Genomic DNA, 12,181 nt, shown 5'->3' with positions numbered 1-12,181 from the left:
AGCAAGCTGCCGAACGGTAGCAATTCCAGCCGATGAAACAATTAGTGCGTTGGCTGTTGGGGGTAGGAGTGGTGCTAAGCAGGGCGCCGCAGGCGGGCGCGCAGGGTGCGCCCGGCGCCCAGGCACAGGTCTACACCGTTACCGACCAAACAGCTAAAAACGAAGCGACTTACTACCAAGTACCCCAGGTTCGCCTGCCCGATGCGGCCGTAGCCCGGCGCATCAACCGGCAACTATGGCGCTTCTTCACCAGAAACTTCAGCACGTTAGACTCCACGGCCAGCCTGCACCGACAGCTACTCCAGGCGGTGCACGAATGCTGCTACGATGAAGAGTTTAAAGCCTGGCGAGCCGGGGGCGACGGCCTGACAGGGTTTGATTACACGGTGCTGCTCAATCAGAACTACCTGCTCTCATTCGAATTTTACCGTAACTGGCAGGGCTTCCAGGAGCCTGCTAGTTACCATCTCACATTTAACCTGCGCACCGGCCGGCTCGTAACGCTGGCCGAACTGGTAGCCGACTCGCCCACCCAGCTGAAGCGGCGGCTGGGGCTGGCTATCAGCCGCCGCCTGCACGACGAGCTGGCCGGCGTAGTGGCCAGCTACGGCAACGACTCCGCGCTGATTGCGCGCGTCGCGCAGCTCTACGGGATGGAAGAATGGGACACGACGCCTCAGGCGGCCCTTCGATTGTATGCGGGCAATGGAAGCGAAGTTAACCCAGACGAGTCCTTGTTCCCCCTGACCGAGTTCTCCCTGACCGAATTTGCCCTGCAGCCCAATGCGCTGTTGCTGTTTTATTCAGTCGACATGAGCCGATATGACTTTGAGTTCCTGCCCGACGAAACCTACGTGTTTCCCTACACCCATTTGCAGCCGCGGCCGTTGCTGCAGCCCGTAGCGCAGGCCGCGGCAAGGAAGAAAAAGTAAATCTTACGGTTCAAGTAACTGTATTATTACTACATTTGGGTTATAAAACATTTGGATATGGTTGCTACTGGAACAGTCGGGCAGCGCTTTACGCAGCTTATTGCTCATTTGGGGATATCGAAGAATGCGTTTGCTTCGTCACTCGACAAGACGGCGACCGTTATCCAGCACATTGTGGATGAGCGGAATAAGCCGGGGTTTGACCTTTTGTGTAAGGTTTTTGAGGTATATCCAAATGTGTCAAAAGACTGGTTGTTGCAGGGGATGGGTACTATGCTGACGACTAACTCGGCCTTGTCTGCTGAGCCTACGCCTACTGCGCCGCCCGTCCGCCGGACAGCCGAGGTGCGGCCGGAAGCTCCAGCCGCTAGTCCGCAACTCATTGCTGAGCCGGTGCCCGCTCGTGCTTCTGCCGGTTCCGCAGTTGCTGCGGAGCCGGCTCCCGCCATAACGCCGCAAATTCAACCCGTGGCTGCTGAGCCAGCGGTTATTGCTGCGGCCAGCGCGCCAGTCGACGCCCAGCAGGCCTTTGTTGCTGCTGTAGCTGCGCCGCCCGTTGCAGCACCCGCTGTAGCTCCTGCGGCCCTACCAGCACAACAAGATACCAGCTGGCAGACTGCCCTCTACACCCAGCAAATGGCGCATCAGCTAGCCATGGCCGAGCTGCGCAACCAGCACCTGCAGGAACAGCAGCGCATGATGCAACAAATGTTGGAGCTGATGAAGCAACAAATGAGTAAGTGATTTTTGTACATTTGTATAAATCAAAAAAAGGCCCGCCACATGATGTAACGGGCCTTTTTGATTACAGTTAGTGGCTGCCAACTAAAATGTTAGTGCTGAAAAACCTCTACGCCCAGCTCTTCCGCTTCCATCAGGTTCTGTGGATTCACGGCCGTCAGGCGCAGGCGCTTCATCTCGCCTACCAGCAGCGGGTCGTATTTGGCCACGACGCGAATGTAGTTGGGCGTAAAGCCTTCCATTTGGCCGTTGGTCACGTCGTCTTCGAAGAGCACGGCCGTTTCCTGGCCCACGTGCTGCCCGTAAAAATAGCGCTTCTTTTTCTCCGACAGGCCCCGTAGCTGCGTCGTCCGCTCGTGGCGGTGGCGGTCCTGCACCCGGCCGGGCAGGGTGGGCGCCAGCGTGTTTTCGCGCTCCGAGTACGGAAACACGTGCAGGTAGCTCACGTCCAGGTCGTTGAGAAACTGGTACGTTTCGAGGAAGTCAGCCTCGGTTTCGCCGGGGAAACCCACGATGACATCGACGCCGATGCAGGCGTGGGGCATTACCTCCTTAATTAGGGCCACGCGCTCCTGGTACAGCTCCCGGCGGTAGCGCCGGCGCATTAGCCCCAGAATCTTGTTGGAGCCCGACTGCAGCGGAATGTGGAAATGGGGCATAAAGCGCTTCGAGCGGGCCACGAAGCGGATAATCTCGTCGGTGAGCAGGTTAGGCTCGCAGCTGCTGATGCGGAACCGCTCAATACCGTCCACCTCGTCGAGGGCCTGCACCAAGTCGTAGAAGTCTTCCAGCCGCTGCCGGTCGGGACCCTGCAGGCCGAAGTCGCCCAGGTTGACGCCCGTCAGCACGATTTCCTTCACGCCGGTTGCGGCCAGCTGCTGTACCCGTTCCACCACGCTCTGCACGCTGCCCGAGCGACTTTTGCCCCGGGCCAGCGGAATAGTGCAGAATGAGCAGGAATAGTCGCAACCGTCCTGTACCTTGAGGAAGGTGCGGGTCCGGTCGCCGTAGGAGTGGGCGGCGTGAAACTCGGTGGCGGCGGCAATGGGTGAGGCGTGCACGTGGCCGGGCTGCCCGGCAGCGGGCTTTTCGAAGCCGGCCAGGATATCCACGAGCTGAAACTTTTCGGCGGCCCCGAGCACGGCATGAACCCCGGGAATCTCGGCAATTTCCTGGGGCTTGAGCTGGGCGTAGCAGCCCACGATGGTCACGAAGGCCTCCGGATTGTGCTTCAATGCTTCCTTAACGACCTTGCGGCACTTGCGGTCGGCGTGGTCGGTGACGGAGCAGGTATTGATGACGTAGATGTCGGCCGCATCCTCGAAGGCTACTTTGCGGAAGCCCCGCTCCTCAAACTGCCGGCCGATGGCCGACGTTTCGGAGAAGTTGAGCTTGCAGCCCAGCGTATAAAAGGCAACTTTTCTGGTTTCCATAAGCAAGACCACAAAGATACAGCTTCGGAAGTTCAGGCCTGGGCTACCCGCCGGAAATAATCCGCGGGCTTCGTTGTAGCCGGCTTCCGGAACGTGCCTAGCCCACCGTGGCCAGGCGCTGCTGAATGAGCTGCATCAAACCCGGCAGGTCGGCCTGGTTGAGCTCGGCCGCGGTAATAAAGGACGTTAGCCCGCCCGATTTATTCCGCACAAACACGGCCGGCAGCGCCGTAGCGGCCCGTTCCGGATACTGGACCAGAAACTCGTCGCGGTGCAGAAACGCCGACTCCAGCGGCAGGCTGGCTACAAATTCCTTCCATTCGGGCCGCATCCGGGTGCCGTGGGTTATGGCGCACAAGGAGCACGGGTACGTGGCCGGCGACACCAGCTTGTGGGCCAAATCCAGCAGGCCGTTGACCAGCCCCGTATCGGCATTATAAACGAACAGCAGTTGGGGCATCGGGCGGGTATAAAGGAGGAAACCTGGTTTGGCGGGCAGCTTAGGAACGGGCTTATTTTCGCAGAAAATCCTCGAACGAAGCCTGCTCAAACGCCTGCCCCTGGCGCAGCTGCTCCTTGGTCACCAACGTGTCGCTCTTAATCACCTTCCGCGGCACGTTGTCGAAGGTGACGACCCCGGTGGGGCTGACCATACCGAAGCCGTCGGAAAAGCAGTAGAAGGCAAACGGCCGGCGCAGGGGCTGCAGCAAATCGTGGCTCCACACGTAGCCGGTGGTGGGTAGCTGCAGCTGCCGAAGCAAGGTGGCAGCTATGTCGGTTTGGGAGGCAATTTGCCCGTAGACCCGGCCGCGGGCTTCGGGCCGCAGGGCGCCGCCGGCCAGCACCAGCGGAATCCGGAACTTGCGGTAACTCTCGTTCGGGTCGTTGCCGGGCAAGGTGTGGCCGTGGTCGGCCACGAGCACCAGCAGGGTATTGTCCCACCAGGGCTGCTGCCGGGCCGAGCGCAGAAAGCGGCCCAGGGCCCAGTCGGTATAATACACGGAGTTGCGGAACAGGGCCGTTTCGTCGGTGCCCTTGAATTTGCGCGGAATCGGAATTTCGAAGGGCTCGTGGCTGCTCAGGGTAAAGGCCGTAACAAAGAAGGGCGTCGGCTGGGCCTGCAAATCCCGTAGCACCCGGTCGAAGAGCACATGGTCGTGGGCGCCCCACTTGGAGTTTTGCTCACTGCGGGCAAAGTCGGCCCGTTCGGTAAACTGGTCGTAGCCGGCCGCCACCAGGTAGCTTTTCATGTTGGCAAACGCCAGCTCCCCGCCGTAATAATAGTGGGACTTATAGCCGACCTGCTCCAGGGAGCGGCAGAGGTGGGGCAAGTGCTCGGTTTTGCGCGGATACTTAATAATGCTGGTGGCGGGCTGGCTGGGGTAGCCGCTAAGCAAGGCCACCAAGCCCTTCTGGCTCCGGTCGCCGGCCGCGTAGATGTTGGTAAAGCACACCCCGGTGCGGGCCAGGCTGTCGAGGTTGGGCGTCACGTTGGTTTCGCCGCCGGTGCTGGCCACGAGCTTGCCGGTGAAGCTTTCCAGGATGATGAACAGCACGTTGGGCCGGCTAGTGCGCAACAGGCGGGTGGTATCGGGCAGGGCGCTGGCCGGGGCGTAGAGCTGCTGCACGGTGCGGGTGGCCACCGAGTCGGGCATAAACTGGTAGGGGTTCGGGCCGTTGTCACTCAGCAGCAGGGTCTGGGCCACGTTCCAGGGCACGTTCAGGGCAGCATGGTTGGCAAAAGGCAACGCGCTGAAGTAGACGTCGCTCTGATTGATGGGAATCTGCTGCAGCCCTCCGCGCAGAGGCACGACGAGCAAAGCCAGGTACAGCACGCTGGCCAGCACCGCCCGGGCCCGGCCAAAGTGCGGCGGCAGGTCGGGAATCGGGCCCACTATCTTCTTATAGAGCCACCAGCCCAGCCCGAGCAGCCCGGCCAGAATACCGGTTAGGAGGAGGAGGGGAGCGCTACCGGCCGAGGCAGCCATTTCGCCCGGCGAGTTCAGGTACTGCAGGGGCGTAGCGTCGAGCCGAAAGCCCCAGGTGCGGTAGAGCTCCAGGTCGGCCACGGTGAAAAAGGCCACGACCACACCCAGCACGGCCGAGTAGAATGAGAGCAGGCGGCGCGGAAACCAGCGGGCGGGCAGGGCACTGCCCACGGCAAAGACCAGAAAGGGCACCACGCTCAGGTAGGCCGTAGCCGAGGCATCGAGGCGCAGGCCGTAGCCGAAGATGCGCGCCACGCTGCCGGCGGGCAAGGCGGCCGTTTTGGCAGCGTGGTAAAGCAAAAAAGCAGCCTTCGTGACGACGAAGTACACCAGCCAGAACAAAAAGTAGCGCGGCTGGAACGCAAAGCGGTTTCTCACCCCGCAAAGGTAGGAGGAAAGCCCCGGGCTACCGAAACCCTACGGCACGAAACCCAACTGCGGGCTTTGGAAGGGTAGGTTGGTTTTTTTAAGGTGTTTTATGGTAAAAATAGGTGGTGATTTGCTGAATAGCCTTCGGTTAGGAAGGGTTCGGGTACGAAAATGAGTAGTTTGTCGAAAAATAACTCATATTTGAAGGGTGGTAGTTGCAAATGCCGAGTAAGTGCTCTTACATTTGCCTCAGTCAATTACCAATCGTTGCTTTCCGTCTTCACCGTACATGGCAATTCTCCGCTTTAAAGCTCTTGAGTTAGTCGACCAGCGCAAGCCGCAGGCCGTTGTTACTTCCGACGAGCGTCGCTCCGACAGCTTCGGCAAGAACGTGTTCAACCTGGACGCCATGCGCGCTACCATGCCGGGCGAATACTTCAAGAAGCTCCAAGCCGCTATTAAGCAAGGCTCGCCGGTAGAGCGCTCCGTGGCCGACGCCGTAGCTTCGGCCATGAAAACCTGGGCCATGGCCAAGGGCGCCACGCACTACACCCACTGGTTCCAGCCCCTGACCGGCTCGACGGCCGAAAAGCACGACTCTTTCTTTGATCTGAACTCCGACGGCCGCCCGGTTGAGAACTTTAAAGGTTCGGCCCTGGTGCAGCAGGAGCCCGATGCTTCGTCGTTCCCCAACGGCGGCATCCGCAATACCTTCGAAGCCCGCGGCTACACCGCCTGGGACCCGACTTCCCCCGCCTTCATCATCGAAACGGCCGGCGCCAAAACCCTGTGCATTCCCACGATTTTCGTGGCCTACACCGGTGAAGCCCTCGATTACAAAGCCCCGCTGCTCAAGTCGCTGGCCGCGTTGGAGCAGGCCGCCGTGGACGTGTGCCAGTACTTCGACAAGGACGTAAACCGCGTGAGCACCACGCTGGGTATCGAGCAGGAGTACTTCATTGTCGATAAGGCGCTGTTTGACGCCCGCCCCGACCTGGTGATGACCGGCCGCACGCTGTTTGGCCACGCTCCGGCCAAGGGCCAGCAGCTCGAAGACCACTACTTCGGCTCCATTCCAAGCCGGGTGCACGCCTTTATGCTGGAGTTTGAGGAAGAGTCCAACCGCCTGGGCATTCCGCTGCGCACCCGCCACAACGAGGTAGCGCCCAACCAGTACGAGTGCGCCCCCACCTTCGAGGACGCCAACCTGGCCGTCGACCACAACCAGCTGCTCATGGACATCATGGACCGCGTGGCCGAGAAGCACAACCTGAAAGTGCTGCTGCACGAGAAGCCTTTTGCGGGCGTCAACGGTTCGGGCAAGCATAACAACTGGGCCATGAGCACCGACACGGGTGTGAACCTGCTGGCTCCCGGCCGCCGCCCCAAGGAAAACCTGCAGTTCCTGGCTTTCTTCATCACGACCATCAAAGCCGTGCACCGTTACGGTGACTTGCTGCGCGCCAGCATTGCCTCGGCTTCCAACGACCACCGCCTCGGTGCTAACGAAGCCCCGCCGGCCATCATGTCGGTGTTCGTGGGTTCGCAGCTGAACTCGGTGCTGGATGAGCTGGAGCGCACGGCCAAGCTGCCGCTCGACAAAGGCGACAACATCTACCTCAAGCTCGGCATCGACAAGATTCCGGCTATTCTGCTCGACAACACCGACCGCAACCGCACCTCGCCCTTCGCCTTCACCGGCAACAAGTTCGAGTTCCGCGCCGTGGGCTCGTCGGCCAACTGCTCGTCGTCCATGACGGTGCTCAACACCATCGTGGCCGAGCAGCTCATCGAGTTCAAGGAGTCGGTTGACGCGCTGATTGAGCAGGGCAAAAAGAAGGAAGTGGCCATCGTGGAGGTGCTGCGCGAGTACGTTATCAGCTCCAAGAACATCCGCTTCGAAGGCAACGGCTACTCGGATGAGTGGAAGGAAGAAGCCGAGAAGCGCGGCCTCTCGAACATCCCCACCACGCCCCAGGCCCTCGACGCCCTGGTGCGCGAGGATGCCGCCGACCTGTTTGCCCGCCACAACATCTTCTCGCACGTGGAGTTGCACGCCCGCCACGACATCTTGCTGGAAGATTACATGAAGAAAATCCAGATTGAAAGCCGCGTAATGGGTGATTTGGCCGTGAACCACATCATTCCGACGGCCGTGGCCTACCAGACCAAGCTCATTACTAACGTGCGCGGTCTGCGCGAACTGGGCCTCGACGACGAACTCTCGCAGGTAACGGTAGACACGATTAAAGCTATTTCGCGCCACATTGCCATCATCAAAACCCAGGTGGACGAGATGGTGAATGCCCGCAAGGTGGCCAACAAGATTGAGGATACCCGGGAGCGTGCCATTGCGTACTGCGACACGGTTAAAACGCATTTCGACCCCATCCGCCGCTCCGTCGATAAGCTGGAGCTGATGGTGGCCGATGAGGACTGGCCTTTGGTAAAGTACCGCGAACTTTTGTTCCGGCACTAAGTCCAGAGGTTAGAATCGAGCCGGAGTTGGGTGGGAATTTTCTCCGGTTCTCGATTTCACTAAAGCCGTTCCGGGTGGGGCGGCTTTTTTGTGTTTTATATGGTAGTAGAAATCAGAAACTGACTCCGGCTCTACTAGAACAATAACCACAGGGAAACGCGGAGCTTACCGACCGCAGGTGGTGGTCGTAATGGAGTAGTACCCGCTGGGACCAACCAAACGGCGCTGAAAAACCAGCTTGGCGTCCGTCAGCTCGGCAATTGTCAGGTCGTATTTTTCCGTCTGGCGCAGATTCACGTTGTAGTGCGTCACGTGCAGCACCGACCCTTCGCGGGCGTAGCGGCTGCTCGAAAGCAGCACCTGATTCTCGAAGTACCGTATGGTGTCGGCCGAGAAGGTAAAGTACAGGCCTTGCCCGGCCAGCTGATCTTCGGTAGTCGCCACAACCTTACCGGCTGGGTCATAATCGGTATAGGCAAAGACGTTGCGGTTCCAGCGGCCTGCCAAGGCGGGCTCCGGTTCGGGCTGCACCGGTGCTTTCTTGCAGGCGGCCAGCAGCGTCAGGCACAGCAGGAATAGGGATGATAAGCGGGGCATAAAGACAGATGAAGAAGCTTAGGGGTAACTGTTCGGCGGTAGAGGCTCCGAAAAAAATTACTGGTATGCCTAAGCAGTTCAGTTAGTTACTCGGCGGCGGCGGAATCTGCCCGTGTGCCCAGTGTATCAGTAGCAACTGCTGAAGTTGTTTGTTCGGGCTGCGGAGTAGGGGGCGTCGAAGTCGTGGACTTACCGAAAAGGGCTATTATGATCAGGAGGACGACCAGGATGATGATGCCGTGTTTGCTGGAAACAGAAACCCCGGCTGCGGGGGGAGTGGGGGTAGGGTGTTGGGGCATAAGAAAAGCAAGGAAGGAAGATAACAGAGGAGTAGCTGGCCGGTAGTGGCGCCGGGTTCAATGGGCTGAAAGATAGCAAAACGCTTATGCTTACCCTTCGGCTTGCCCGTGGGCTCAACTTTCGCCTTCCGCCCGCTGCACTGCTTCCTGCAGCGACTCGAGCAGTTCGGCGGCGGTGGCCTGCACCTGCTGGCGCTGCTGATTCTGCCGGTAGCCCGGGCCGGTGGCCGGGTTGAACTCCCGCCCGGGCGGCAGAATTTTCTCCAAGGGAATCAGGCGGGGGTGGGGATTTCCGGGGCTGGGCTCGGCGGCGCGGCTGAAGCGGCTGATTTCGTAGCGCAGCCAGCCGTTGGTGAGCGTCAGGCGCAGCGTGTACCAGAGCTGGAAAGCCGTGGTGCGGCCCGAAGAGTTGAGCAAATCCATGGGAACCCAGGTGCGGCTGCTCATCACCAAGGTGTCGGGCCGGGGACTGTCGACCTTCACTGGGCCCAGCTGCTGCTCCAGCCAGGCGTAGCTGCGGGCGGCCAGTTCGTTGAGCTTCAGACTGTCGGCCCCGATGGTGGTGCTAAACGTAATCTGGCCGGTGCCCGCCGCGAGGGGCAACACGATGGGGTCGGGGTACCGAACCAGGCGCCGGGCCGCAACCAGCACCGTATTGTGGCCCCGCTGAATTCGGAGCCAGCCGGGCGCGGGCGCACTGATGGCTTTGATAGGGGCTTTCAGGACCAGGTACCGCGGCTGGCCAGTGGTGTCAGCTAGGGTGGTAAAAGTGGGGGTAAGCCGGTTGCGGGGGCTGTAATAAGCTACGCGGGGCCCCGCGCTGGTTTGCCCTAAAGCAGAGTGGGCACACAGCACGACGAAGACAGAGAATAATAATCTGGGCATTAGAGCTAAGCAATAACGGTCAGTAATTGGACCACCCGGCTTGACGCCCGAAGGAAGAGCTGAGGGGTGCAGCTCGGCCCAACTTACAGCTTTTGCGCCACCAGCCGCACCAGGCGCTGGGTTTCCCTAGAAAAATCGGCCACGGCTACCGGCTCCTCGTAGCGCAGAATCCGGAAGCCAGCCGCGCGGTAGAGGTTGGGCAGCGCATTGGTGCGAAAGCCTATTTCCTGGCCGGGTGGGCTTTGCCGGGCCTGATTAACGTCAAAATGAAAGTTTTCGAAGACCACCAGGCCGCCGGGCGTCAGGGCCTGGGCGGCTCGGCCGGCGTGGGCCTGTTCGTCGGCGTAGCACAGCACCAGCAGGTTCCAGCTACTTTGGCCCCAATCGAAAGAAGCCGCGTCGTGCTCGACGGTGGTCAGCGCTACGCCTAGCTCCCGGGCGCGTTGTTGGGCGTAGTGCAGGGCCTGCTCGGCAATATCCACGCCCGTGACCTGCCAGCCGAGGCGGGCCAGGTGCAGGGCGTTGCGGCCCTCGCCCATGTTCACGTCCAGGGCCCGGCCGGGTGGTAAGTCGCGCACGATTTCGGCTAGCAGAGCATTAGGGGCGGGGTTGAAGCGGGTGCGGCGCCAGGTTTCGTCCAGCAGCAAATGATTCCACAAACTCCGCTGGTAGGCGCGCTGCTGCTCCGGCGAGGCGTCGGCGGCCGGGGGGGTGGGGTGGTCGGGGAGGGTAGAATCAGGCATTGGTAGCGGCGTGGTTGGGGCCTGACGGCAACGGGTGACACGGTCAAGGTACGCGCTTCCCGGCGGATTTTCTGCGCCTCAGCCGCCGGCAAAAATGTCGATTACCACGTTCCAAACACCAGGCAAAATTGGAAATCCAGCGGCGGCGGTAGTACTTTTAGTACAGCACTAGATTCGTCATGGTATGGAGGCTGATAAAAACCGGGTAGCCGAGGAGCTGCCGACGCCCGCGGCGCCGCTGCACGGAGCCCTGACTGCCGTCCGGCCGCGGAAACGGGACCGGCTCCTGGACCCGCTCGTAACCACGGCCGCTACCACGGCCACCAAGCTGCGGCCCTTAGTGGAGCTTGTCGAGCGGGTGCGGCCCCACCTGGAAAACGACTCGGTTTTCACCTCCCGGCGCGACAAGCTTCGGGCCCAGCTGGCCGTGGTGCACCAGGAGCTGCACGCCGCCAAGCCCCGGCACGAGGCTATTGCCCAGTCCTTTAAGCTGCTGGCGGAGTTTGTGCGCGACGAGTCCCGGGAAGTCAGCAAGGACGAGGTGAAAGAGTCGGCCAAGCGCTTCGTGCTGGTGGCCCTCAAAACCGCCCCCGACCTGATTCGGGCCGCCCATACGGCGGGGCTATTTTCCTAGCTTAACGCACGTACACATCTTCCCCCGTCACGTAGTCGCCCGAAAGATAGGTCGACATTTTCTCGTAGCGAAGCGTGAGCTGGTGGTCGGTAAGCTCGGCAATAGTCGGGCTTTTCAGGGGGGCCTCCAGCCGTAGCAGGCTGCCCTCGCGCTTTAGGGTGCTGCGGCCCAGCGAACGGTCGTCCTTCGATGAAAAGAACTCCAGCGTTTCGCTGGTAATAACCATATAGTACGGGTCGTTCTGGTTGGCTTGCTTTGAGAGCAGCTGCCCGGTCGGGCTGTAGAAGTTGGCCGTCGTGCTCTGCATCGTCCAGCGGCCCTCCAGCGCGGGGGCCGCGCCGGTGCCGGTGCCGGTGCCACCGTGTCTTTCCGGCAGGCGGAAGACGTCAGCAGGAGCAGGGCGAAGAGAAAAAGCGGTAAGTGGCGTAGCATCAGGCAGGTAGAAAATAGGCTAATCAAATAAGCGGGTCGGGTAAGGCAAGTAAAGCTTGGAAAAGCAAAACCCTACTCTGCCACTAAGAGAAAGGCCGAATACTTACTGTTGGCTCCATTCCTGGCGCTCCCCCTGCGGACGGACCGGCGGCAGTTGGGCGGGCAACTGATGGTCGTCGGGCAAGACTTCGGCCCCGCTGCCGGCGTCGGGCACCATGGTTTTCCAGGCGGCGCGCCGGAGCTCGTCGAGGCGGCGCAGCGTGTCGGCCACGGTGGTGTGGGTGCGTACTTTCTCGAAAAAGCCGGTGCTGACGCCTACTTTTACCAGGCGTTCCAGCACGAAGGGCAGAATCCAGCCCACCACATTGGAGGCCAAAGCGCCCCGCAAACCAATACGCACCAGCAGGCGGGCCGTCATGCGCTCCAGCAGCAGGGCCTTGGCGGCGGGCAGGGCTTTATCGGCCAGAAAGTCGGCCACGAGCTGCACGTTGCCTTTCTGCACCTCGGCCCGCAAAACGTCCTGAATCGAGTCCAGGGCTTTTTTGGCCAGCTGCTGGAAGAGGCGGCCGGTTTGCCAAGCGGCCAGGCCGGCGGTGCGGGCGGCGGTAAACAGGGGCGGCAGAAATAAAGGCTTTTTCATGGGGTGAGG

General features: G+C 60.8%; 12 protein-coding genes. 4 read left to right on the top strand and 8 right to left on the bottom strand.

Annotated features, from left to right (window positions below; translation table 11 throughout):
* Positions 1-32: 32 nt before the first annotated feature.
* A complete protein-coding gene (locus CLV45_RS10200; protein ID WP_157807404.1) occupies positions 33-932 on the top strand; it encodes a hypothetical protein in 900 nt (299 codons plus the stop codon).
* Between the two features lie 57 nt (positions 933-989).
* Positions 990-1,676, top strand: a complete 687-nt coding sequence (locus CLV45_RS10195; RefSeq protein WP_100336251.1) for a hypothetical protein — start codon at positions 990-992, stop codon at positions 1,674-1,676.
* Positions 1,677-1,765: 89 nt separating this feature from the next.
* Here CLV45_RS10195 and mtaB read toward each other — a convergent pair whose 3' ends face one another.
* The 3 genes from mtaB to CLV45_RS10180 all read right to left on the bottom strand — a co-directional run bounded on the left by mtaB (position 1,766) and on the right by CLV45_RS10180 (position 5,472).
* Positions 1,766-3,106 carry a tRNA (N(6)-L-threonylcarbamoyladenosine(37)-C(2))-methylthiotransferase MtaB gene (gene mtaB, locus CLV45_RS10190; protein WP_100336250.1) on the bottom strand — a complete coding sequence of 447 codons (1,341 nt, stop codon included), beginning with the start codon at positions 3,104-3,106 and terminating at the stop codon, positions 1,766-1,768.
* A gap of 97 nt (positions 3,107-3,203) precedes the next feature.
* Positions 3,204-3,566 (bottom strand): hypothetical protein, encoded by a 363-nt coding sequence (locus CLV45_RS10185; RefSeq protein ID WP_100336249.1) that lies wholly within the window; start codon positions 3,564-3,566, stop codon positions 3,204-3,206.
* Between the two features lie 52 nt (positions 3,567-3,618).
* The gene (locus tag CLV45_RS10180; protein ID WP_100336248.1) at positions 3,619-5,472 is read right to left on the bottom strand and encodes an LTA synthase family protein; all 1,854 of its coding nucleotides are present in this window, start codon (positions 5,470-5,472) and stop codon (positions 3,619-3,621) included.
* A 280-nt stretch (positions 5,473-5,752) separates the two neighbouring features.
* On the opposite strand from CLV45_RS10180, the gene CLV45_RS10175 reads away from it, so the two are divergent.
* Complete coding sequence (locus CLV45_RS10175; protein WP_100336247.1) at positions 5,753-7,942, top strand: glutamine synthetase III family protein; 2,190 nt, start codon at positions 5,753-5,755, stop codon at positions 7,940-7,942.
* Between the two features lie 165 nt (positions 7,943-8,107).
* Here CLV45_RS10175 and CLV45_RS10170 read toward each other — a convergent pair whose 3' ends face one another.
* The 3 genes from CLV45_RS10170 to CLV45_RS10160 all read right to left on the bottom strand — a co-directional run bounded on the left by CLV45_RS10170 (position 8,108) and on the right by CLV45_RS10160 (position 10,466).
* Positions 8,108-8,539 carry a hypothetical protein gene (locus tag CLV45_RS10170; protein ID WP_100336246.1) on the bottom strand — a complete coding sequence of 144 codons (432 nt, stop codon included), beginning with the start codon at positions 8,537-8,539 and terminating at the stop codon, positions 8,108-8,110.
* Between the two features lie 413 nt (positions 8,540-8,952).
* Positions 8,953-9,723, bottom strand: coding sequence for a DUF4468 domain-containing protein (locus tag CLV45_RS10165; protein WP_157807403.1), 771 nt, complete (start codon positions 9,721-9,723; stop codon positions 8,953-8,955).
* Positions 9,724-9,806: 83 nt separating this feature from the next.
* Positions 9,807-10,466 carry a class I SAM-dependent methyltransferase gene (locus CLV45_RS10160; RefSeq protein WP_100336244.1) on the bottom strand — a complete coding sequence of 220 codons (660 nt, stop codon included), beginning with the start codon at positions 10,464-10,466 and terminating at the stop codon, positions 9,807-9,809.
* Positions 10,467-10,650: 184 nt separating this feature from the next.
* On the opposite strand from CLV45_RS10160, the gene CLV45_RS10155 reads away from it, so the two are divergent.
* Positions 10,651-11,100, top strand: a complete 450-nt coding sequence (locus CLV45_RS10155; RefSeq protein WP_100336243.1) for a hypothetical protein — start codon at positions 10,651-10,653, stop codon at positions 11,098-11,100.
* Between the two features lies 1 nt (position 11,101).
* On the opposite strand, the gene CLV45_RS10150 is transcribed toward CLV45_RS10155, so the two are convergent.
* Both CLV45_RS10150 and CLV45_RS10145 read right to left on the bottom strand, forming a co-directional pair.
* Positions 11,102-11,407: a hypothetical protein gene (locus tag CLV45_RS10150; RefSeq protein ID WP_100336242.1), complete on the bottom strand. Its 306-nt coding sequence runs from the start codon at positions 11,405-11,407 to the stop codon at positions 11,102-11,104.
* A 228-nt stretch (positions 11,408-11,635) separates the two neighbouring features.
* Entirely contained in the window at positions 11,636-12,172 is a 537-nt protein-coding gene (locus tag CLV45_RS10145; RefSeq protein WP_100336241.1) for a hypothetical protein, read from the bottom strand.
* Between the last annotated feature and the right edge of the window lie 9 nt (positions 12,173-12,181).

The sequence above is a fragment of the Hymenobacter chitinivorans DSM 11115 genome (genome assembly GCF_002797555.1).
Taxonomy (GTDB): domain Bacteria; phylum Bacteroidota; class Bacteroidia; order Cytophagales; family Hymenobacteraceae; genus Hymenobacter; species Hymenobacter chitinivorans.
This window is presented reverse-complemented; position numbering and strand designations above follow the sequence as displayed.

Excerpts from the sequence above, each read along its gene's own strand:
- CLV45_RS10200 (WP_157807404.1), top strand. The coding sequence starts at position 33 with ATGAAACAATTAGTGCGTTGGCTGTTGGGGGTAGGAGTGGTGCTAAGC.
- CLV45_RS10195 (WP_100336251.1), top strand. The coding sequence starts at position 990 with ATGGTTGCTACTGGAACAGTCGGGCAGCGCTTTACGCAGCTTATTGCT.
- mtaB (WP_100336250.1), bottom strand. The coding sequence starts at position 3,106 with ATGGAAACCAGAAAAGTTGCCTTTTATACGCTGGGCTGCAAGCTCAAC.
- CLV45_RS10185 (WP_100336249.1), bottom strand. The coding sequence starts at position 3,566 with ATGCCCCAACTGCTGTTCGTTTATAATGCCGATACGGGGCTGGTCAAC.
- CLV45_RS10175 (WP_100336247.1), top strand. The coding sequence starts at position 5,753 with ATGGCAATTCTCCGCTTTAAAGCTCTTGAGTTAGTCGACCAGCGCAAG.
- CLV45_RS10170 (WP_100336246.1), bottom strand. The coding sequence starts at position 8,539 with ATGCCCCGCTTATCATCCCTATTCCTGCTGTGCCTGACGCTGCTGGCC.
- CLV45_RS10165 (WP_157807403.1), bottom strand. The coding sequence starts at position 9,723 with ATGCCCAGATTATTATTCTCTGTCTTCGTCGTGCTGTGTGCCCACTCT.
- CLV45_RS10160 (WP_100336244.1), bottom strand. The coding sequence starts at position 10,466 with ATGCCTGATTCTACCCTCCCCGACCACCCCACCCCCCCGGCCGCCGAC.
- CLV45_RS10155 (WP_100336243.1), top strand. The coding sequence starts at position 10,651 with ATGGAGGCTGATAAAAACCGGGTAGCCGAGGAGCTGCCGACGCCCGCG.
- CLV45_RS10150 (WP_100336242.1), bottom strand. The coding sequence starts at position 11,407 with ATGCAGAGCACGACGGCCAACTTCTACAGCCCGACCGGGCAGCTGCTC.
- CLV45_RS10145 (WP_100336241.1), bottom strand. The coding sequence starts at position 12,172 with ATGAAAAAGCCTTTATTTCTGCCGCCCCTGTTTACCGCCGCCCGCACC.